This window comes from Pseudomonas umsongensis, assembly GCF_002236105.1.
GTDB lineage: Bacteria > Pseudomonadota > Gammaproteobacteria > Pseudomonadales > Pseudomonadaceae > Aquipseudomonas > Aquipseudomonas umsongensis.
Map to the genome: position 1 here is coordinate 241,072 of NZ_NIWU01000009.1, position 19,986 is coordinate 261,057.

Here is a 19,986-nt window from a genome sequence, read left to right on the forward strand (position 1 = left end):
CATGCGCCCCTTCTGGCTCGACCAGGCCCTGAAAAGCCAATCCGATACGCCCTGCCCACCATTGCGCCAGGACACCCACGCCGACGTCTGCATCGTCGGCGGTGGTTACACCGGCCTGTGGACCGCCATCATGCTCAAGGAACAGAACCCCGAACTGGACGTTGTCATCGTCGAAGCGGACATCTGCGGTGCCGGCGCCAGTGGACGCAACGGCGGTTGTGCGCTGTCCTGGTCGGCCAAGTTCTTCACCCTGGAGCGCTTGTTCGGGGTCGAAGAGGCTGTGCGCCTGGTCAAGGAATCGGAACAGAGCATCTACGCCATCGGCGCCTTCTGCAAAAAATACGCGGTGGACGCCGACTACCGCCTCGATGGCACGCTCTACACCGCGACCAACCGCGCCCAGGTCGGTTCGACGGACGGGGTGATCGCGGCGCTGGAGCGCAATGGCATCAACTCCTTTACCAAACGCGCACTCCCTGAGGTGCAACGCATGTCGGGCTCAACCCGTCACGTCGAAGGCTGGTTTTCACCGGCGGCGGCGAGTGTGCAACCGGGCAAGCTGGTGCGTGGCCTGCGCCGGGTTGCGCTCGACCTGGGCGTGCGGATCCACGAGGGTTCGCCGATGACCGGCCTCGAACACGGGCTGCCGGCCACCGTCAACACGCCGGGCGGGAAAGTCGTAGCCAAGCGCGTAGTCATGGCCATCAACGCCTGGATGGCCCGTGCCTTTCCAGAGTTTTCGCGCTCGGTGGCCATCGTCTCCAGCGACATGATCATCACCGAACCGCGCCCCGACCTGCTCGAACGAATCGGCCTGACCAGCGGGGTCACCGTACTCGACTCGCGCATCTTCGTGCACTACTACCACAACACCCCGGACGGCCGGATCATGCTCGGCAAAGGTGGCAATACCTTCGCCTACGGCGGGCGCATCCTGCCAGTATTCGACCAGCCTTCGCCCTACAAGGGCTTGTTGCGCAAGACCCTGGCCGAGTTCTTCCCGGACTTTGCCGACGTCGGCATTGCCGCCACGTGGAACGGCCCGTCCGATCGATCCGTCACCGGGCTGCCGTTCTTCGGCCGAATGGGCGCAAGCGGCAACGTGTTTTATGGCTTCGGCTATTCCGGCAGCGGCGTCGGTCCCTGTCATATGGGTGGGCAAATCCTTTCATCGCTGGTGTTGGGGCAGGACAACCCCTGGACACGCTCGCCGCTGGTGCAAGGACCGCTCGGCCTGTTTCCGCCAGAGCCGATCCGCTACCTGGGCTCGCTAATGGTGCGCAACGCCATTCGCCGCAAAGAGCACGCCGAGGACCGCAACCTGCGCCCCCGTCGACTGGACGTGCGCCTGGCGAAATTCGCCGCGGCGGCCGGCAAGTCGGACAAGGCATAGCGCAGCGTCAGGTCTGCGATATTTGTTTGGCTGATCAACCCTGCCTGGCGCTTGCCAGGCGGGGTTTCCTGGTTTCAACCGTTCAATTGAGCCGCGAGCGAAGATTTGCGGCGTGCCGATATCGATCAATGCGCCCAGTTTCCACTTATAAGCCCAGCTTGTTTGTGACATGTGATAAATCGATTTCAGTTATTTTTCCGCAGGTGTTTTGATCAGCACATGCATCACTCCCCTACAAAAACAACACCGCCGGAGAAGATCATGACCAAAGCTGAATTCCCGACCACACAGGCGCTGGCTACCCCAGCCTTGGGTGAACCCTACCTGCTGACCCCAGGGCCATTGACCACTTCCAAGGCCACCAAGGAAGCCATGCTGCGCGACTGGGGCTCATGGGACGTTTCCTTCAATCAAGTCACGGCCGAGGTTCGCCAGAGCCTGCTGAGCATGGCCGGCGTCGCGGACGACAGCTTCGCCTGCGTGCCGTTGCAAGGCAGCGGCAGCTACTCGGTGGAAGCCGCATTGGCCACGGCCATCCCCCGTGACGGTAAAGCGCTGGTGCTGATGAATGGCGCCTACGGCCAACGCGCCACCAAGACCCTGGAGTACCTCGGTCGCGCCTTCATCACCCTGGACAAAGGCGACTACTTGCCGCCGCAGCCCGAGGAAGTCGACGCCCTGCTCAAGGACAATCCGGACGTCACCAACGTCTTCATCGTCCATTGCGAAACCAGCTCCGGCATTCTCAATCCGCTGCGCGAAATCGCCGATGTGGTGAAGGCCCATGGCAAGAGCCTGATCATCGATGCCATGAGTTCCTTCGGCGCCGTGCCGTTGACGGTCAAAGACATCACGTTCGACGTGGTGGTGTCTTCTGCCAACAAATGCATCGAGGGCATTCCGGGGTTCGGCTTCGTCATCATCCGCCGCTCCGTGCTGGAGGCCGCCAAAGGCCGCGCCAACTCCCTGAGCCTGGATCTGTACGAGCAGTGGGTATACATGGAGCGCACCGGCCAATGGCGTTTCACCCCTCCGACCCACAGCGTCGTCGCTTTTCATAAAGCGCTGGAGCAACACACTGCCGAAGGCGGCGTGCATGGCCGACTGGCACGCTACACACGCAATCGCGACGTACTGGTCGCCGGCATGCGCAAGCTTGGCTTCAAAACGTTGCTGGAAGACCGTTGGCTGTCGCCGATCATCACCACGTTCTTCAGTCCGGAACATCCGAACTTTGAGTTCAAGCGCTTCTACGATGAACTCAAGGCCCGCCAGTTCATCATCTACCCCGGCAAACTGACCGTCGCCGAGAGTTTCCGCATCGGCTGTATCGGCCAGATCGACGAATACATCGTCCATCAATTGCTGCGCGCCATCGCCGACAGTCTTGTGGCGATGAACGTCGACATGCATCTACCGGCAGGCTGACCGCCCCTTTAAAGGTCTTTGTCAATTCGAGCACGGGTGCAATGGGTAGCACCTTTGGACAGGGATCTTTTTTTAAACATGGATTCGCTGACTGATCGCCAGGCAGAGCCGGGCAGCCGTCAGCGATCGCGTCAATTTAATGCTTAAAGCCTGATGCCATCTCACGGCCATCTGATCGATGCCGTGTGCGTGGACAGTCTTTCTGTACCGAAAACAAAAACAAAACTCATTATTTGCGCTGTCTGGCACCACATACGGGATCAGAACACCATGAACAAGAACGCTACAAGTCCTCTCGCCACTGGCTGGAAATCGCTCCAGCGTTGGCGCGTACAAGTTTTCCTCATCACCTGGGTGGCCTATGCCGCCTTCTACTTCACCCGCAAGGCGTTTTCCGTTGCCAAGCTGGGTATTGGCGAAGACCCGGACTTCATGCTCGAAAAGGCCATGATGGCCAATCTCGACGCCCTCTACCTGACCGCGTATGCCGTGGGGCAGTTTCTGTGGGGTAACTTCTCCGACCGCTTCGGCCCCAGGGTCGTGGTCCTGAGCGGGCTCGTGATCTCGGCGCTGGCCGCGCTGCTGATGGGTACTTACGCGACCCTGCCGATTTTCGCTTCCTGCATGCTGATCCAGGGTCTCGCCCAGTCCACCGGTTGGTCGGGGCTGTGCAAGAACGTCGGCAGCTTCTTCAGCACCAGCGAACGCGGCCGCGTGCTGGGTTTCTGGAGCACCTCCTACGCCTTCGGTGGCCTGGTCGCCACGCCGTTTGCCGGCTGGTGGGCCTACAACCACTACCACGACTGGCGCCTCGCGTTTATCAGCAGCGCCGTGGTGGTCCTGGTGGTGGCGGTGTTGTTCTTCTTCCTGCAACGCAACAAGCCGGAAGACGTCGGCCTGCCGCCGGTGGAGATCGAAATCGAGCCCGTCAGCAACGTCGTGGTACCGCGTGAAAGCATGTGGGCCGGCTTGCGCACCGTGATGAAAAATCGGACCGTGCTGGTGCTCGGCCTCGCCTACTTCATGCTCAAGCCAGCGCGCTACGCCATCCTCCTGTGGGGGCCGGTGATCATCTACGAGCGCATGCCCGAGATCGGCAAGGTGGCCTCCGCCATCGTTCCCACCTCGTTTGAACTGGCCGGTTTGATCGGACCGATCCTCATCGGTATCGCCTCGGACAAGTATTTCGGCGCCCGTCGTATTCCCGTCTGTGTCCTTAGCCTGGTGATCCTGACTGCCTGTCTTGCGCTGTTCGTTCCCGCCATGCAAAGCGGCAGCCTCTACATCGTGGTCGGCCTGCTGTTCATGATGGGCCTGTCGCTTTACGGGCCGGACTCGATGCTCAGCGGCTCGGCGGCGATCGACTTCGGCAGCAAGGACGGCGCGGCCTCCGCCGCAGGCTTCGTCAATGGCTGTGGCTCGGTCGGTGCCGTGCTCGGTGGCTTGCTGCCGGGTTACTTCGACACCATCACCGTGTTCCTGGTGTTCACCGGCGCTGCACTCCTGGCCAGCCTGATGCTGGTGCCCTTCTGGAACAGCCGCCCGAAAACCGTGGAAAGCCCGGTGCTGTCCTCGACGCCGGTGCAGCCGGTCGTACTTGGCACCAACTCCTGAACCCGAACCCATCTATCAATTATCACTGGAGCAATCATCATGAATTACCAACAACCTTCTCAGTTGCAAGCCGTGGTTCTGGACTGGGCCGGCACCGTCGTTGATTTCGGTTCTTTCGCACCGACGCAGATTTTCGTCGAGGCCTTTGCCGAGTTCGGCGTCGCGGTGTCCCTGCAAGAAGCCCGCGGGCCGATGGGCATGGGCAAGTGGGACCACATCCGCACGCTGTGCAACGAGCCACAGATTGCCGACCGCTACCACGCTGTCTACGGCCGCCTGCCAACCGACGATGATGTGACCGCACTCTACGAGCGTTTCATGCCGCTGCAGATCGAGAAAATCGCCCTGCACTCGGCGTTGATTCCCGGTGCGCTCGAGACCATCAACGGCCTGCGCGACAAGGGCTTGAAAATCGGCTCCTGCTCCGGCTATCCGGCCGTGGTCATGGAGAAGGTCGTGGAACTGGCGCGCAAGAACGGCTATGTCACCGACCACGTGGTGGCGACCGACGAAGTGCCCAATGGACGCCCGCACCCGGCGCAAGCCTTGGCCAACGTCATTGCCCTGGGCATCAGCGACGTCGCCGCTTGCGTGAAGGTCGATGACACCTGGCCGGGCATTCTCGAAGGCCGAAGCGCGGGCATGTGGACGGTGGCGCTGACCTGCTCCGGCAACGCACTGGGCCTGACCTATGACCAATTCAAGGATTTGTCCCTGGAGGCATTGGCCGAGGAACGCGCGCGCATCGTCAAGATGTTCGAAGGCTCGCGCCCTCACTACCTGATCGACACCATCGTTGATTTGCCGGCGGTCATCGAAGACATCAATGCGCGTCTGGCACGTGGGGAAACCCCTCAGGGTTCCTGACCCTGTCGGCTTGCGCAATTGACAGTGGCCGTCCCAAGGACGGCCACATCCAAAAAAAACAAGAGAACGCCACCATGAACTACGCCCACCCTGGCACCCCCGGTGCCATCGTTTCCTTCAAGTCCCGTTACGGCAATTACATCGGCGGCGAGTTCGTCGCACCGGTCAAGGGTCAGTACTTCACCACGACCTCGCCCGTGAATGGCCAACCGATTGCCGAATTCCCGCGCTCCACGGCTGAAGACATCGACAAAGCCCTGGACGCTGCCCACGCGGCCGCCGATGCCTGGGGCAAGACGTCGGTGCAGGACCGCTCTTTAGCGCTGCTGAAAATCGCCGACCGCATCGAACAGAACCTGGAACTGCTGGCCGTCACCGAAACCTGGGACAACGGCAAAGCCGTGCGCGAAACCCTCAATGCCGACATCCCGCTGGCCGTGGACCACTTCCGCTACTACGCCGGTTGCATCCGCGCCCAGGAAGGCAGCTCGGCCGAAATAAACGAACATACCGCGGCGTATCACTTCCATGAACCCCTGGGCGTGGTCGGGCAGATCATCCCGTGGAACTTCCCGATCCTGATGGCCGCCTGGAAACTCGCCCCGGCCCTGGCCGCCGGTAACTGCGTGGTGCTCAAGCCTGCCGAACAAACCCCGCTGGGCATCACCGTGCTGGTCGAGCTGATCGGCGACCTGTTGCCACCCGGCGTGCTGAACATAGTGCAGGGCTTCGGCAAAGAAGCCGGCGAAGCCCTGGCCACCAGCAAGCGCATTGCCAAGATCGCCTTCACTGGCTCGACCCCGGTCGGCTCGCACATCATGAAATGCGCGGCCGAGAACATCATTCCGTCCACCGTGGAGCTGGGTGGCAAGTCGCCGAACATCTTCTTCGAAGACATCATGCAGGCCGAACCGTCCTTCATCGAGAAGGCTGCCGAAGGCCTGGTGCTGGCGTTCTTCAACCAGGGCGAAGTCTGCACCTGCCCTTCCCGCGCCCTGGTGCAGGAATCGATCTACGACGACTTCATGAAAGAGGTGATGAAAAAAGTCCTGTCGATCAAACGCGGCGACCCGCTGGACACCGACACCATGGTCGGCGCCCAAGCGTCCGAGCAGCAATTCGACAAGATCCTGTCCTATCTGGAAATCGCCAAGGGCGAAGGCGCCGAGCTGCTGACCGGCGGCAAGGTGGAAAAACTCGAGGGCAACCTGGCGAGCGGCTATTACATCCAGCCGACGCTGCTCAAGGGCACCAACAAGATGCGCGTGTTCCAGGAAGAAATCTTTGGCCCGGTGGTGAGCATCACCACCTTCAAGGACGAAGCCGAAGCCCTGGCCATCGCCAACGACACCGAGTTCGGCCTGGGTGCCGGCCTGTGGACCCGCGACATCAACCGCGCCTATCGCATGGGCCGGGCGATCAAGGCGGGTCGCGTTTGGACCAACTGCTACCACCTGTACCCGGCGCATGCCGCGTTCGGTGGCTACAAGAAGTCCGGCGTCGGCCGTGAAACCCACAAGATGATGCTCGACCACTATCAGCAGACCAAGAACCTGCTGGTGAGCTACGACATCAATCCGCTGGGCTTCTTCTGATTTCGCACTAACAACCACCACCTTGTAGGAGCGAGCATGCTCGCGAAAAACCTGAGCACGCCACGGGGTGCCAGACTAATCGCGTCATCGTTGACGACCATCGTCGGAACGCCGCCCGGAGCATGCTCGCTCCTACAGGGATCACGCCGTATCTGCAGGTGAATCCTCGATGAAAATCCGTTACAAGGTGAGCCTTGTGGCTGCCTTTGTGCTGTTGGTGACAACCAGTCTCCTGTCGCTGGTTCAGGTAGGGCAGATACGAACGATTTTGCATAACCAGGTCGAGGCCAGCATTGGCGAATCGAGTAACGCCGTGGCACGCCAGATCGAAAACTGGCTGAACGGCAAACTTCATCTGATGGACCTGGCCGCCCAGGCGATCGACAGTCAGTACAGCGCGCAAGCGACCCAGAGGATCATCGACTCAGCCATTTTGAAAGACGAATTCAAGCTGGTATTCGGCGCCCTTGAGTCCGACGGCAAACCCATCAAGAACGCTTCACCCTGGAATCCAAAACCCGACTATGACGGTCGCACCCGCCCTTGGTACGCGACGGGTAAAGCAGGCAGCCAAGCGGTCTTGACCGAACCCTACAAGGACTCCACCACCGGCGAAATCCTGATCTCGGCGGTGGCCCGGATCAGCGACGCGGGTCAACCGCTCGGGGTATTCGGTGGTGACATCCGCCTGACCACCGTGGCCGATGCCATCAACACCCTGGATTTCGGCGGCGCCGGTTATGCGTTCCTGCTGAGTAAAAGTGGCAACATCATTTCTCACCCGGACGCCGGGCTGAATGGTCAACCCTACAGCCAGCTTTTCGCCGGTAGCGCCCTGCCGCTGACCAGTCAACTTCAAGAAACCAGCGGCAGTGGAAAGTCGCTCCTGGTGTCCTTCATTCCGCTCACCGATCTCAAGGGCATGGATTGGTACATCGGTGTGGTGCTGGACCAGGACATCGTCATGGCCGCAGCCCGCATCCTCAGCTGGCGAGCCGTGATCGGTACTGGCCTGGGTGTGCTGCTCAGCCTGTTGGTCCTGGGCTTGCTGGTCCGGCGACTACTCTGGCCGCTGGATCGGCTCAAGGCGTCACTGGCAGACATCAACCGCGGAGACGGTGACCTCACCCACCAATTACCCGTGTCTGGCAATGATGAAATTGCGCAGGTCTCCAGGGAGTTCAACCAGTTCCTGCAAAACCTCAAATCGCTGATTGGCGATGTGAAAAACAGCGCTCGACACGTCCGTGAGAGCACCACCACAACGTCGTCTGAAGCGGACCAGGCCGCCAGTCGCGTGCAAATTCAGCTGCAGGAACTGGATCAACTCGCCACCGCCATGACTGAGATGGCCTCGACCGCCGAGGACGTGGCGCGCAATGCCCAAGCGGCTGCCGAGGCGGCCATCGTTGCCACCGGGCAAACCGCAGACGGTGTCGCCCTGGTGTCCAGGTCAACAGGGGCTATCAAGCGTTTGGCCGAGGAGATGGACGACACCGGCCAGGCCATCAATGAATTGTCCACGCTCAGTCAAGGCATCGAATCGATTGTCGCGGTCATCACCAGCATCGCCGATCAAACCAACCTTCTCGCGCTCAATGCGGCCATCGAGGCGGCACGTGCTGGCGAATCGGGACGCGGGTTCGCCGTGGTTGCCGATGAGGTGCGCTCCCTGGCCTCGCGTACCCAGCAATCCACCCAGGAAATACGCCAGATGATCGACCAGCTGCAATCGGGGGTGAAACACGCCCAGGTGCGCATGCAGCAAAGCCGCGACACCGCCAGCAAGACCGCCCTGGATGCCAACGCGGCGAATGAAACCCTTGAGCGCATCCGTGAAGCCATTTACCGCATCAATGACATGAACCTGCAAATCGCCGCGGCGGCTGAAGAACAGAGCGCCACGACCGAGGAAATCAATCGCAATACGTCCAACATCCGCGACATCAGCCTCGAAGTCACCGGCAGTGCCGCCAAGCAGGTCCGCCAGTGTTCCGTGATGGGGGAACAGGTAGGCGAGCAGCACAGACTGCTCAGCCGCTTCAGGATTTGAAGTGCGCAGCAACACAATTTCAGATCACAAAAACAACTATTCCACCGAGGTAAGAAAGATGAGTGCGGCTTCCCTGTATCCCGTTCGTCCCGAGGTTCTGGCCAACACCCTGACCGACGAGGCGACCTACAAAGCCATGTACCAGCAGTCAGTCGTCAACCCGGACGGCTTCTGGCGCGAGCAAGCCAAGCGCCTCGACTGGATCAAGCCTTTCACCACGGTGAAGCAGACGTCCTTCGACGATCACCATGTCGACATCAAGTGGTTCGCCGACGGCACCCTCAACGTTTCCTACAACTGCCTCGATCGTCACCTGGCCGAACGCGGTGACCAGGTCGCGATCATCTGGGAAGGCGATGACCCTTCCGAAAGCCGCAAAATCACCTACCGCGAACTGCACGAACAAGTCTGCAAGTTCGCCAACGCCCTGCGTGGCCAGGACGTGCACCGCGGCGACGTGGTGACTATCTACATGCCGATGATCCCCGAAGCCGTGGTCGCCATGCTGGCTTGTACCCGGATCGGCGCGATTCACTCGGTGGTGTTCGGCGGTTTTTCGCCGGAGGCCCTGGCCGGTCGCATCATCGACTGCAAATCCAAGGTGGTGATCACCGCCGACGAAGGCATCCGTGCCGGCAAGAAGATCCCGCTCAAGGCCAACGTCGACGACGCCCTGACCAACCCGGAAACCAGCAGCATCCAGAAGGTCATCGTGTGCCAGCGCACCGGTGGCGACATCAAGTGGAACCAGCACCGCGACATCTGGTACGAAGACCTGATGAAAGTGGCGGGCACCGTGTGCGCGCCGAAAGAGATGGGCGCCGAGGAAGCGCTGTTCATCCTCTACACCTCCGGCTCCACCGGCAAGCCCAAGGGCGTGCAGCACACCACCGGCGGCTACCTGTTGTACGCGGCCATGACCCACGAGCGCGTGTTCGACTACCGCCCGGGCGAAATCTACTGGTGCACCGCCGACGTCGGCTGGGTCACCGGCCACACCTACATTGTCTACGGCCCGCTGGCCAACGGCGCGACCACCTTGTTGTTCGAAGGCGTGCCGAACTACCCGGACATCACCCGGGTGGCGAAGATCGTCGACAAGCATAAGGTCAACATCCTCTACACCGCGCCGACCGCGATCCGCGCGATGATGGCGGCGGGCACGGCCGCCGTCGAAGGCGCCGATGGCAGCAGCCTGCGCCTGTTGGGTTCGGTGGGTGAGCCGATCAACCCCGAGGCCTGGGACTGGTATTACAAGAACGTCGGCCAATCCCGTTGCCCGATCGTCGACACCTGGTGGCAGACCGAGACCGGCGCCACCCTGATGAGCCCGCTGCCCGGCGCCCACGGCTTGAAGCCGGGTTCCGCGGCGCGTCCGTTCTTCGGCGTGGTGCCGGCGCTGGTGGACAACCTGGGCAACATCATCGAGGGCGAGGCCGAAGGCAACCTGGTGATTCTCGATTCGTGGCCAGGCCAGGCGCGTACGCTGTATGGCGATCACGACCGTTTCGTCGACACCTACTTCAAGACCTTCCGTGGCATGTACTTCACCGGTGACGGCGCCCGTCGCGATGCCGATGGTTACTACTGGATCACCGGTCGCGTCGACGACGTGCTCAACGTCTCCGGCCACCGCATGGGCACCGCCGAGATCGAAAGCGCGATGGTCGCCCACCCGAAAGTCGCCGAAGCGGCGGTGGTGGGTGTGCCGCACGACATCAAGGGCCAGGGCATTTATGTCTACGTCACCCTGAACGCGGGCGAGGAGACCAGCGAGCAATTGCGCCTGGAACTGAAGAACTGGGTGCGCAAGGAGATCGGCCCGATTGCCTCGCCGGATGTCATCCAGTGGGCACCGGGGCTGCCGAAGACCCGCTCGGGCAAGATCATGCGCCGCATCCTGCGCAAGATTGCTACCGCCGAATACGATGGCCTGGGCGATATCTCCACCCTGGCCGATCCGGGGGTGGTGCAGCATTTGATTGATACGCACAAGACGATGAATGTGGCTTAGTAGCCTTCAGCTTCATCTAAGCCCCATCAGGTGTTGAGCCTGGTGGGGCTTTTTGTTGCCTGACAGTTTTGTTTCGGTAGTGTTGGTCTCTTCGCGAGCAGGCTCGCTCCCACAGGGGATTGGTGGTGATCAAAAAACTGTGGGAGCGAGCCTGCTCGCGATGGCGTTCTGTCAGACACCACAGAACACATTTTTTATCTCCAAAGGAGCCCCCCATGCCCATGGGCAAACGTGAACTTGCACGGCTCGAGCGCCGTTTGATCACAACGCTGACCGATGCCTGCGAAACAGCAAAATCCGAGATCAAAGGCTTTACCTGGCTCACCCATACGGCTGACTTGAACGCCCTTGCCCAAACGCTGAGGGTGACCTGGGTGTTCGAAACGCTGGCCGACAAAAAACTCGCAGAGGTTAGCTCGAAAGCGCGGATTCTTGAGCTGACGGCCATCGCACTGCACGAGGCCAATATCGATCTGGAGCCTTCAGCGCGCATTGTCCGATTCGACTCTGAGGAGGAGTGCCAACTCAGCCATGGTGGCGATTGGCAGAAACGCCTGGCACGATCAGACGTGACCAGGGGGCATTGAAGATGGCCAAGGATATCGACAATCCCTGCATTTCCGTGTGCCAGTTGAGCGGCGACCTGTGCGTGAGCTGCGGGCGTAGCAAGGAAGACATCAGGAAGTGGAAACGCATGAAGCGGCCGGAAAAAATGGCCGCCGTGCAAAGGGCGAATGTCCGTTTGAAAGGGCTGAAGAAGACCCAAGGCAAGAAGCCTTGACCCCGCTCACTCACCCGCCCTGCAACGCGGCGGGCGAGTGAACGTGCTACATCCCACCGAGCTACATCACATCAAGCTATAAGGTGTAGGAAATACCGACCTGAACCGTCCTCGGCGCACCCGGGTAGGCATAGACGTTACCAAAGGCACCTTCTTCATAATCCCGGTCGAACAGGTTCTTCACATCGAGATTGAGCCTGACCTGGTCGTTAATCTTGTAGAAGCCGAGCAGATCGACGACGGTGTAACTACCCATCGAAAACGCTGTATTCGCCGTTTGCCCCGCACGCTCATCGACGTACTTGAGCCCGGTGCCAAGCCCCAGCCCCCTCAGCGCGCCCTCCTGGAACTCGTAGACGTTGAGCAGGCTGAAGCTGTTCTTGGGAATGTTCATCAACCGGGTGCCCGACTCGATCACGTTGTCCTGGGTAACCTCGGCGTCGACATAGGCATAGCCGCCAATCACCCGCCATTCAGGGGTGACATTGCCAGCCACGTTCAGGTCAAAGCCACGGCTGCGCACTTCGCCGGCCGCCACACTGAAGGTCGAGTCCACGGGGTCGGTGGTCAGGACATTGCGTTTTTCAATCTGGTAGATCGCCGCGTCCACACTCAGCTGGCGATCCAGCGCTTCCCACTTGATGCCCATCTCATAGGACTTGCCCTTCTCCGGGTCAAAACCACCCCCCTCGCGGCTGGCCCCGCTATTGGGCTTGAATGAGCGCGCGGTATTGGCATACACCGCCACGGTGTCGGTCAGGTCATACAGCACGCCGAGACGCGGCGTCACCGCGTTATCGCTCGCTTCCCAGCTCCTGCCCCCCGGCACGAAGGTTTCGTAGTCATGCTCGAAGCGCTCGAAACGGGCGCCCGCCAAAACTTTCAAGCGCTCGGTCAACGCCACCTGATCCTGGACGAAGGCGGCGTAGGTCTTGAGGTTTTCCTTGTCGTCGGTCGGCGTACGGGTCAGGGCCGGGCGAGGCTGGCCATACACCGGGTCGAAGATATCGATCGGGTAAGCACTCACTGCACCGCTGGAGCGCTGGATGATCGACTTGTAGTCGTAATCCTCGTATTCGACGCCAGTCAGCAAGGTGTGATCGAAACCGAGCGCGGTGAAATGCCCGGTGAGATTGAGTTGGGTGTCCTTGTCTGTCCACTCAAGCTTGCGGTAGTTGAAGTTGCGCCCCAGGGTGCGTCCATCGGCCGCCACGCCATTGGCTTCAACGGCATTGCCCTGCAAGGTGCCATCGAGCCACTGGAAGCCACCGCCCAATGTCCAGTCGTCATTCAGGAAGTGCTCGAAACGCAACTGGGCCATGTTGTTGTCGTTGTGCAACTTGCCAACGTCTTTTTCACCGAAAAACGTGTCGCGCGACGCGGTGCCAATCTGATTCGGATAGCGCGTCAGGCCGCGATCCAGCGGGTGATTGTTGCGCATGAAATCGCCTTCGAAGATCACCTTGGTGTCATCGTTGGCCTGCCACGAAATAACCGGCGTCACGCCATAACGTTCGGTTTCCACGTGATCGCGGAAGGTGTCACCGCCCTCGCCCACCACGTTCAGGCGATAGGCCAGGCGACCCTCTTCGTCGAGCGGGCCCGAGGCGTCCAGGGTGCCACGCTTCATTCCCTGATCATCGAGCTGGCTGCCCAGCGTGACGGTGCGTTCGGCCAGCGGTTGCTTGGAGACCACGTTGAACGTACCGCCGGGATCGCCCCGGCCGTAAAGCGTGGTCGCCGGGCCGCGCAATACCTCAAGCCGCTCGATGGTGTTCGCATCCGGCATATTCGGGTAACCACGGTTGATCGGGAAGCCGTTGCGATAGAACTCACCGGTGGTAAAGCCACGCACGGTGAAGGTGGTCAGCCCCTGGCCACCGAAATTGTTGGCCCGTCCCACGCCGCCGGCGTAATCGAGCGCATCCTGCAACCTTGTGGCACTGATGTCCTCGACGACATCCTTGGTCACTACGCTGATGGACTGAGGGGTTTCGTGGATCGCCGTGTCGGTTCGGGTTGCGCTGGCAGAGCGGGTTGCGCGATAGCCATCCACTGGCCCCGTGGCGGTTTCAAGGTCCGCGGTGCCAACGATGTCGGTCGCTTGCAACTCCAGGCCGGTTGCAGCGGTTGTCGCTGGCTCAGCCCAGGTGGAAGTGGAAAACGCCTGGAGCACACAGATAGACAGCAGGGTACGACGCATCTAGGAAGCCTTGAGAGAATAGCCAAATGGGACGGCATACATGCCAATAATTTCGCGGCGCATGGTATACCGTATCAATAGCTTTTGATAGGCGTTCTCATTCGTATTTTTGCGGGAAATGGTACGAAAAAACCGTGGATCAAGGGAATCGAACGCAGTAACAACGGTCGAATTCGTGGCAGGACAGCATGCTCCTGCCCAAATAACTGCCTGCGGGAGTCCCCATTGTCAGCCGTCTTTCTACGTCAAGCCTTGCGCCTGGCGATTCCACTCTTGTGCGTTGGCACTTCGTCTACGGCTCTCGCCTGCCCGCAAGGTCAGTACCAGGTGTGTGTGGTTGCCTGTTTTTGTGCTCCAGGTTCCAGGGAGGACAGCGGGGAGCTCTTCGAAAACATGAACCAGATAGCGGCCGCAGGATTACAGAGCTGGATTGTTCAATCGCGCAACACCGCGGCAACCGGCAATGTTCAAACCATCCCGCTGAATATTCGCGCCCAGCTTGAACCCTACTACGACATACAGGTGCTCGACTCGGCCCGCTACAAGATCGGCGATGACGAAGAGCTCAACGCCGCGAACACCATGCTGCAGAACCCCGATGTCAATGCCGTCACCCTTGTCGACATCATCGTCTTTCGCAGCCAGGACGATGCACTGAACAACGTCGCGTTATGGGCCCATGAGTTGAAGCACGTGCAGCAGTACCAGCAATGGGGCGTCAGCGAGTTTGCCACTCGCTACACCCGTGACTACAACGCCGTCGAGGCACCTGCCTACGAGATTCAAACCCAAGTCGCCAAGGCGCTGAGAGCCAGCGTAGCCTCGCCAGAGCTTCCTCGAAATCCGTGAGTTAAAGGGGCCGCTACCAAAGGCTGGCAGTGGATGGAGCGATGGAAAATGACAGCTAAGCTTCTTCTACTGTGGGGCGGTCCATTCAGGTCCGGCCCTTCACAACAGCCTCGGAGAGGAGCCAATGAAACGCATCGTCATGCTCATCGCGATCTCTTTGCTTACCACTGCTTGCCAGAGCGATAACGGCGTCACCCGACTCGACAATTGCGTCTGCTATAAAACAGTCGAGGGACAGAAAACCCAGGCATCACCCATGGACTGGCAAGACACCGAAAAGGTGCGGGAACAATTCTCCCATTGCATTTGCCGAGCCTGGGTTGACCTGGAGAAGGCCGATGATCCCAATCAGTTTTTCGGGCCTGAGACGCAAATAAGAACGGAAATGAAGTCGCAGGAGAAATAGCTGTTGTGGCCGGACATGCTCTGCAACCGACAGCTTCGCATCCGCCATCAATGGATCCCTTAATAAAAACCAATGAAGATGACCGATAATCGAACAGTTTATAAATCATATTAACTCATTGATTTTTATGTGATTTATTCAAAAAATAAAAACATCTCGATAAAAATCCAGTCAAACCCACTTTTCAATGGATCCATATCTTGATTGACTGGCACTGCACGGTGTCAGGTACAGCGCCTGCCCGCTCATAAAAATAACAAGGGTGTCGGGATGAATGACTTCTCAATCGGGCTCAAGCTTCGGCTTGCACCCACCAACGCGTGCCTTTCTCGCTTTGCCTTTACCCAGCCTCTTCTCGAGGGGCAGCCATGAGTGTCGATCTCAAGAGCGTGGTAGATGAACGTCCCATGGCTCACTTCCAATGGTTGGCCGTGGGCATCTGTATTGTCCTGAACATGATCGATGGGTTCGACGTGCTGGTGATGGCCTTCACGGCCTCTTCCGTGTCCGCCGAATGGGCGTTGAACGGCGCGCAGATCGGGCTGTTGTTGAGTGCCGGACTGTTTGGCATGGCAGCAGGTTCTCTGTTCATCGCGCCATGGGCTGATCGCTATGGTCGCCGGCCACTGATTCTGCTGTGCCTGCTGCTCTCGGGGGCTGGCATGCTGCTGTCGGCCCTGAGCCAGACGCCGCTGCAACTGGCGCTGTTGCGTGGGCTGACCGGCCTGGGTATCGGCGGGATCCTGGCCAGCAGCAACGTGATTGCCAGTGAATACGCCAACAAGCGCTGGCGCGGGCTGGCGGTGAGCCTGCAATCGACCGGGTATGCCTTGGGTGCGACCTTGGGCGGGCTGTTGTCGGTGTGGTTGCTGACGCACTTTGGCTGGCGTTCGGTGTTCCTGTTCGGGGGCGCCGTGACCCTGGCGGTGATTCCCCTGGTGCTGCTGTACTTGCCAGAATCGCTGGACTTCCTGATTGCCCGCCGCCCGGCAAACGCGTTGGTGCGCATCAACCGACTGGCCGCTCGCCTCGGCCAGCCAGCACTGAACGAACTACCTGTCGCCCTCTCTGCGCCGATTTCAGGCAGAGGGCGCCTTGCGCAGTTGCTCTCGCCTGATTCACGGCGCACCACCCTGCTGATCTGGTTGCTGTTCTTCCTGGTGATGTTCGGCTTCTACTTCGTGATGAGCTGGACGCCGAAGCTGCTGGTCTCGGCAGGTCTATCGGCACAACAAGGCATCAGCGGCGGCGTGCTGTTGAGCGTCGGCGGCATCTTCGGCGCCGCGCTGATTGGCGGCCTGGCCTCGCGCTGGCGGCTGACCCGGGTGCTGTCGCTGTTCATGCTGATCACCGCAGGGCTGTTGGTGCTGTTCGTCGGCTCCGCTTCATCGGTATCAATGGCACTCGGCCTGGGTCTGTTGATCGGGCTGTTCTCCAACGGTTGCGTGGCAGGTTTGTACGCACTGTCACCGATTGTCTACGACGCTTCGGTGCGAACCACAGGGGTCGGTTGGGGCATCGGTATCGGCCGCATCGGCGCCATCCTTTCGCCGACTGTGGCCGGCCTGTTGCTCGACAGCGGTTGGCAGCCACTGCACCTGTATGGGGTGTTTGCCGTGGTGTTCGTGATGGCCGCCGTCGTGTTGCTGCAACTGCGGCCCAAGGTCCAGGCACAACCGGGCAGCGCACTCAGCCAGGCCTGAGCCGATACAAAAAAGAGGTAGCGAGGCCCTGCCCTCGCTGCCGACTACACCTCCAGGAAAACAACAATAATGACTTACCTTTCTCTCCCTCCCCGGGCTCTGCTCGGCGGTGCAATGGCGCTTGCCCTTTTACCTCCGGCACAAGCCGAGAGCGGCGGCTTTTTCGAAGACTCCAAGACCAGCCTGACGCTGCGAAACTACTACTTCAATCGTGACTTCAACGATCCCGGCGCCAGCAAGAGCAAGATCGAAGAATGGGCCCAGGGCGCGATCCTCAAGTTCAGTTCCGGCTACACCCCTGGCGTTATCGGCTTTGGCCTGGACGGTATCGCGATGCTTGGCGTCAAGCTCGACAGCGGCCCTCAGCGCAGCGGTTCGGAGCTGCTGCCGGTGCACGACGATGGTCACTCCGCCGACAACTACGGGCGCGCCGGGGTGGCGGCAAAGATGCGTTTGTCCGAGACGGAGCTGATGCTGGGCGAACTGATGCCCGACGTTCCGCTGCTGCGCTACGATGACGGTCGCCTGCTGCCACAGACCTTCCAAGGCAGCATGCTGGTGTCCCGCGAGCTTCCTGGCCTGAACCTGCAGGCAGGTCGATACACCGCCGTGAGCCTGCGCAATTCGTCGAACATGCAGGACCTTTCGGCCTGGGCGGCGCCTACCGTCATGTCGGACGGTTTTAACTATGCCGGCGCCGAATACCGCTTCAATGAACAACAGACCCTGATCGGCGCCTGGCATTCGCAACTCGAAGACATCTACCAGCAAAGCTATTTGAACCTGCTGCATAAACAGAAGTTCGGCGACTGGACCCTCGGCGCGAACCTGGGCTATTTCGTCGACAAGGATGACGGCAGCGCCCTGATCGGTAACGTGCAAAGCCATACCGCCTACGGGCTGTTCTCGGCCAACCTGGGTGGCCATACCCTGTACCTGGGGCTGCAAAAGGTCAGCGGCGATACCGCCTGGATGTCCGTGTATGGCAGTAGCGGCCGCACCCTGGGCAATGACATGTTCAATGGCAACTTCAGTAACGCCGATGAGCGTTCCTGGCAGGCTCGCTATGACTACAACTTCGCCGCCGTCGGCCTCCCCGGCCTATTGCTCATGACCCGCTACGGCCACGGCGAGAACGCCACCACCAAGGCCGGCAGCAACGGCAAGGAATGGGAACGTGACACCGAGGTCAGCTACACCCTGCAAAGTGGCCCACTGAAAAACCTCAGCGTGCGGGTCAACAACGCCACCAACCGTCGCAGTTTCAACAGCGATTTCGATCAGACCCGCGTGATCGTCAGCTACCCACTGTCCCTCTGACCCTCCCCCCAGGGGCGCTTGTCGCCCCTGCATCCGTCCCCTCCTTGCGTTACTATGGCGAACCAACCTCTGGAAGTCGCCTGCATGAGCAAACCGGGTCAAATGGTGCTGGTCGCACTGCGCAAAATGATCGCTTCGGGCGAACTGGCAGCCGGCGAACGGCTGATGGAGATTCCGACGGCGGAACGTTTCGGCGTCTCGCGGATGCCGGTGCGCATGGCCTTCGTGACCCTTGAACAGGAAGGCTTGCTGGTGCGCCATGGCGGTCGGGGCTATCAGGTACGCTCGGTCAGTGCCGACGATATCGCCGGTGCCGTGGAGGTGCGCGGGGTGCTGGAGGGCCTGGCGGCGCGCCAGAGCGCCGAACGCGGCTTGAGCGAACAGGCGCAGGCGGCGCTGCGTGAATGCCTGGTGCAAGGCGATGCACTGTTCGACAAAGGCTACGTGACAGAAGAAGACCTTGAGGCGTTCCATGACCTCAACATGCGTTTTCACCAGGTCATCGTCGAAAGCAGCGCCAACCCGGCCATTGCCGAAGCCCTGGCGCGCAACGACCATCGCCCCTTCGCTTCAGTGTCGGCGCTGGCGATCGATCGTGAAGACATGGCGCGCGAATACCGGCGCTTCAACTTTGCGCACATGCAACACCACTCGGTGTTCGACGCGCTGGTCAGTCGCCAGGGCGCACGCGCTGAAGCCATCATGCGTGAACACGCCAATGCGACGCTGCGTTACGCCGAGGTCTTCGGCGCAATCAGCCATGGCGAGCGGGTGAAGGTGATCTCGCGCGGCGAATGATCGGCTCGCTTAGAGATCCAGCACCAACAGTGCTGAGCGGGCCCTCGAACAGCAGGGCGTGAACTGATCATTGGCCGCCTGCTCTTCCTCGGTCAGGAACAGGTCGCGGTGATCGGGCACCCCTTCGAGCACACGGGTCAGGCAGGTTCCGCAGATACCCTGCTCACAGGAAAGCGCAATCTCGACACCGTGACTCTCCAGCACCTGGACCACCGTCTTGTCCGCCGGAATGTCAAACACCTGCCCGCTACTGCCCAGCTTGACCTGGAATGCCCCATCGGCAGCGGTGTCCACCGGCGCTGCGGCGAAGTATTCACGGTGCAATTGCCCCTCGCTCCAGCCCTGGCCCCTGGCGCTGTCGAGCACATGCTGCATGAAACCTGAAGGGCCGCACACATACAGGTGCACGTCAGGCCCCGGATTGGCCAGCACCCTGGCGGCGTCCAGGCGCGAATCGGCCTGTTCATCGAAATGCAGGTGCACGCGATCGGCAAAGGAAGCGCCTTTGAGTCGCTCGACAAAAGCCGCACGCTCACTGGAACGCGCACAGTAATGCAACTCGAAATCGGCGCCGCTGTGGGCCAGTTCCTCGGCCATGCACAGAATCGGGGTGATGCCGATGCCACCTGCGAACAACAGGCTGCGCCGCCCCTCGACGACCAGCGGAAACAGGTTGCGCGGTTCACTGATGAGCAGCCGATCGCCACTGTTGATTTGCTCGTGCAGGCTCTGGGAACCACCGCGCGAGCCGGCGTCCTTGAGCACGCCGATCAGGTAGCGATGGCGCTCTTGCGGGTGATTGCACAGTGAGTACTGGCGAATCAATCCGCCGGGCAGGTGCACGTCGATATGGGCCCCGGCACTGAAGCCGGGCAATGCCCCGCCTTGCGCGCAGGCCAACTCGTAGCTGCAGATATCCAGGGCTTCGTTGTTGCGGGATGTCACGACGACTTCAATCATGG

The 19,986-nt window shown here is 60.5% G+C and carries 16 protein-coding genes and 1 pseudogene; 15 read left to right on the plus strand and 2 right to left on the minus strand.

Going from position 1 to position 19,986, the window contains the following annotated elements:
• Nucleotide 1 precedes the first annotated feature (1 nt).
• The 10 genes and pseudogenes from PSUM_RS29440 (at nt 2) to PSUM_RS29485 (ending at nt 11,745) form a co-directional block, all read left to right on the plus strand.
• Nucleotides 2-1,393, plus strand: coding sequence for an FAD-dependent oxidoreductase (locus PSUM_RS29440; RefSeq protein ID WP_083348611.1), 1,392 nt, complete (start codon nt 2-4; stop codon nt 1,391-1,393).
• 261 nt (nt 1,394-1,654) lie between these two features.
• Nucleotides 1,655-2,821 (plus strand): 2-aminoethylphosphonate--pyruvate transaminase, encoded by a 1,167-nt coding sequence (locus tag PSUM_RS29445; protein ID WP_083348610.1) that lies wholly within the window; start codon nt 1,655-1,657, stop codon nt 2,819-2,821.
• 270 nt (nt 2,822-3,091) lie between these two features.
• The gene (locus PSUM_RS29450; protein WP_042955759.1) at nt 3,092-4,435 is read left to right on the plus strand and encodes an MFS transporter; all 1,344 of its coding nucleotides are present in this window, start codon (nt 3,092-3,094) and stop codon (nt 4,433-4,435) included.
• Nucleotides 4,436-4,474: 39 nt separating this feature from the next.
• Nucleotides 4,475-5,302, plus strand: a complete 828-nt coding sequence (phnX, locus tag PSUM_RS29455; protein ID WP_033042030.1) for a phosphonoacetaldehyde hydrolase — start codon at nt 4,475-4,477, stop codon at nt 5,300-5,302.
• 74 nt (nt 5,303-5,376) lie between these two features.
• Nucleotides 5,377-6,897 carry an acetaldehyde dehydrogenase ExaC gene (exaC, locus tag PSUM_RS29460; RefSeq protein WP_083348609.1) on the plus strand — a complete coding sequence of 507 codons (1,521 nt, stop codon included), beginning with the start codon at nt 5,377-5,379 and terminating at the stop codon, nt 6,895-6,897.
• A gap of 169 nt (nt 6,898-7,066) precedes the next feature.
• A pseudogene (locus PSUM_RS32760) lies at nt 7,067-8,092 on the plus strand (HAMP domain-containing protein); the annotation flags it as partial.
• A gap of 102 nt (nt 8,093-8,194) precedes the next feature.
• Nucleotides 8,195-8,950 carry a methyl-accepting chemotaxis protein gene (locus tag PSUM_RS32765; RefSeq protein ID WP_371106596.1) on the plus strand — a complete coding sequence of 252 codons (756 nt, stop codon included), beginning with the start codon at nt 8,195-8,197 and terminating at the stop codon, nt 8,948-8,950.
• A 58-nt stretch (nt 8,951-9,008) separates the two neighbouring features.
• The gene (acs, locus tag PSUM_RS29470) at nt 9,009-10,964 is read left to right on the plus strand and encodes an acetate--CoA ligase (RefSeq protein WP_083350135.1); all 1,956 of its coding nucleotides are present in this window, start codon (nt 9,009-9,011) and stop codon (nt 10,962-10,964) included.
• A 215-nt stretch (nt 10,965-11,179) separates the two neighbouring features.
• The gene (locus tag PSUM_RS29480) at nt 11,180-11,551 is read left to right on the plus strand and encodes a hypothetical protein (RefSeq protein WP_033041586.1); all 372 of its coding nucleotides are present in this window, start codon (nt 11,180-11,182) and stop codon (nt 11,549-11,551) included.
• 2 nt (nt 11,552-11,553) lie between these two features.
• Complete coding sequence (locus PSUM_RS29485; RefSeq protein ID WP_020795357.1) at nt 11,554-11,745, plus strand: DUF1289 domain-containing protein; 192 nt, start codon at nt 11,554-11,556, stop codon at nt 11,743-11,745.
• A 76-nt stretch (nt 11,746-11,821) separates the two neighbouring features.
• Here PSUM_RS29485 and PSUM_RS29490 read toward each other — a convergent pair whose 3' ends face one another.
• On the minus strand, nt 11,822-13,948 hold the full coding sequence (locus PSUM_RS29490; protein WP_083348607.1) for a TonB-dependent siderophore receptor: 2,127 nt from the start codon (nt 13,946-13,948) through the stop codon (nt 11,822-11,824).
• A gap of 393 nt (nt 13,949-14,341) precedes the next feature.
• On the opposite strand from PSUM_RS29490, the gene PSUM_RS29495 reads away from it, so the two are divergent.
• The 5 genes from PSUM_RS29495 (at nt 14,342) to PSUM_RS29515 (ending at nt 19,024) form a co-directional block, all read left to right on the plus strand.
• On the plus strand, nt 14,342-14,797 hold the full coding sequence (locus tag PSUM_RS29495) for an eCIS core domain-containing protein (RefSeq protein ID WP_020795359.1): 456 nt from the start codon (nt 14,342-14,344) through the stop codon (nt 14,795-14,797).
• Between the two features lie 124 nt (nt 14,798-14,921).
• The gene (locus PSUM_RS29500) at nt 14,922-15,203 is read left to right on the plus strand and encodes a hypothetical protein (RefSeq protein ID WP_020795360.1); all 282 of its coding nucleotides are present in this window, start codon (nt 14,922-14,924) and stop codon (nt 15,201-15,203) included.
• 368 nt (nt 15,204-15,571) lie between these two features.
• Nucleotides 15,572-16,906: an MFS transporter gene (locus PSUM_RS29505; protein ID WP_020795361.1), complete on the plus strand. Its 1,335-nt coding sequence runs from the start codon at nt 15,572-15,574 to the stop codon at nt 16,904-16,906.
• A gap of 69 nt (nt 16,907-16,975) precedes the next feature.
• Nucleotides 16,976-18,226 (plus strand): OprD family porin, encoded by a 1,251-nt coding sequence (locus tag PSUM_RS29510; protein WP_093935840.1) that lies wholly within the window; start codon nt 16,976-16,978, stop codon nt 18,224-18,226.
• Nucleotides 18,227-18,310: 84 nt separating this feature from the next.
• Nucleotides 18,311-19,024 (plus strand): GntR family transcriptional regulator, encoded by a 714-nt coding sequence (locus PSUM_RS29515; protein ID WP_008063900.1) that lies wholly within the window; start codon nt 18,311-18,313, stop codon nt 19,022-19,024.
• Between the two features lie 9 nt (nt 19,025-19,033).
• On the opposite strand, the gene PSUM_RS29520 is transcribed toward PSUM_RS29515, so the two are convergent.
• Nucleotides 19,034-19,984, minus strand: coding sequence for a PDR/VanB family oxidoreductase (locus PSUM_RS29520; RefSeq protein ID WP_020795363.1), 951 nt, complete (start codon nt 19,982-19,984; stop codon nt 19,034-19,036).
• Nucleotides 19,985-19,986 lie beyond the last annotated feature (2 nt).

Coding starts and splice junctions, on each gene's coding strand:
- PSUM_RS29440 (WP_083348611.1), top strand. CDS start 2: ATGCGCCCCTTCTGGCTCGACCAGGCCCTGAAAAGCCAATCCGATACG.
- PSUM_RS29445 (WP_083348610.1), top strand. CDS start 1,655: ATGACCAAAGCTGAATTCCCGACCACACAGGCGCTGGCTACCCCAGCC.
- PSUM_RS29450 (WP_042955759.1), top strand. CDS start 3,092: ATGAACAAGAACGCTACAAGTCCTCTCGCCACTGGCTGGAAATCGCTC.
- phnX (WP_033042030.1), top strand. CDS start 4,475: ATGAATTACCAACAACCTTCTCAGTTGCAAGCCGTGGTTCTGGACTGG.
- exaC (WP_083348609.1), top strand. CDS start 5,377: ATGAACTACGCCCACCCTGGCACCCCCGGTGCCATCGTTTCCTTCAAG.
- acs (WP_083350135.1), top strand. CDS start 9,009: ATGAGTGCGGCTTCCCTGTATCCCGTTCGTCCCGAGGTTCTGGCCAAC.
- PSUM_RS29480 (WP_033041586.1), top strand. CDS start 11,180: ATGCCCATGGGCAAACGTGAACTTGCACGGCTCGAGCGCCGTTTGATC.
- PSUM_RS29485 (WP_020795357.1), top strand. CDS start 11,554: ATGGCCAAGGATATCGACAATCCCTGCATTTCCGTGTGCCAGTTGAGC.
- PSUM_RS29490 (WP_083348607.1), bottom strand. CDS start 13,948: ATGCGTCGTACCCTGCTGTCTATCTGTGTGCTCCAGGCGTTTTCCACT.
- PSUM_RS29495 (WP_020795359.1), top strand. CDS start 14,342: ATGAACCAGATAGCGGCCGCAGGATTACAGAGCTGGATTGTTCAATCG.
- PSUM_RS29500 (WP_020795360.1), top strand. CDS start 14,922: ATGAAACGCATCGTCATGCTCATCGCGATCTCTTTGCTTACCACTGCT.
- PSUM_RS29505 (WP_020795361.1), top strand. CDS start 15,572: ATGAGTGTCGATCTCAAGAGCGTGGTAGATGAACGTCCCATGGCTCAC.
- PSUM_RS29510 (WP_093935840.1), top strand. CDS start 16,976: ATGACTTACCTTTCTCTCCCTCCCCGGGCTCTGCTCGGCGGTGCAATG.
- PSUM_RS29515 (WP_008063900.1), top strand. CDS start 18,311: ATGAGCAAACCGGGTCAAATGGTGCTGGTCGCACTGCGCAAAATGATC.
- PSUM_RS29520 (WP_020795363.1), bottom strand. CDS start 19,984: ATGATTGAAGTCGTCGTGACATCCCGCAACAACGAAGCCCTGGATATC.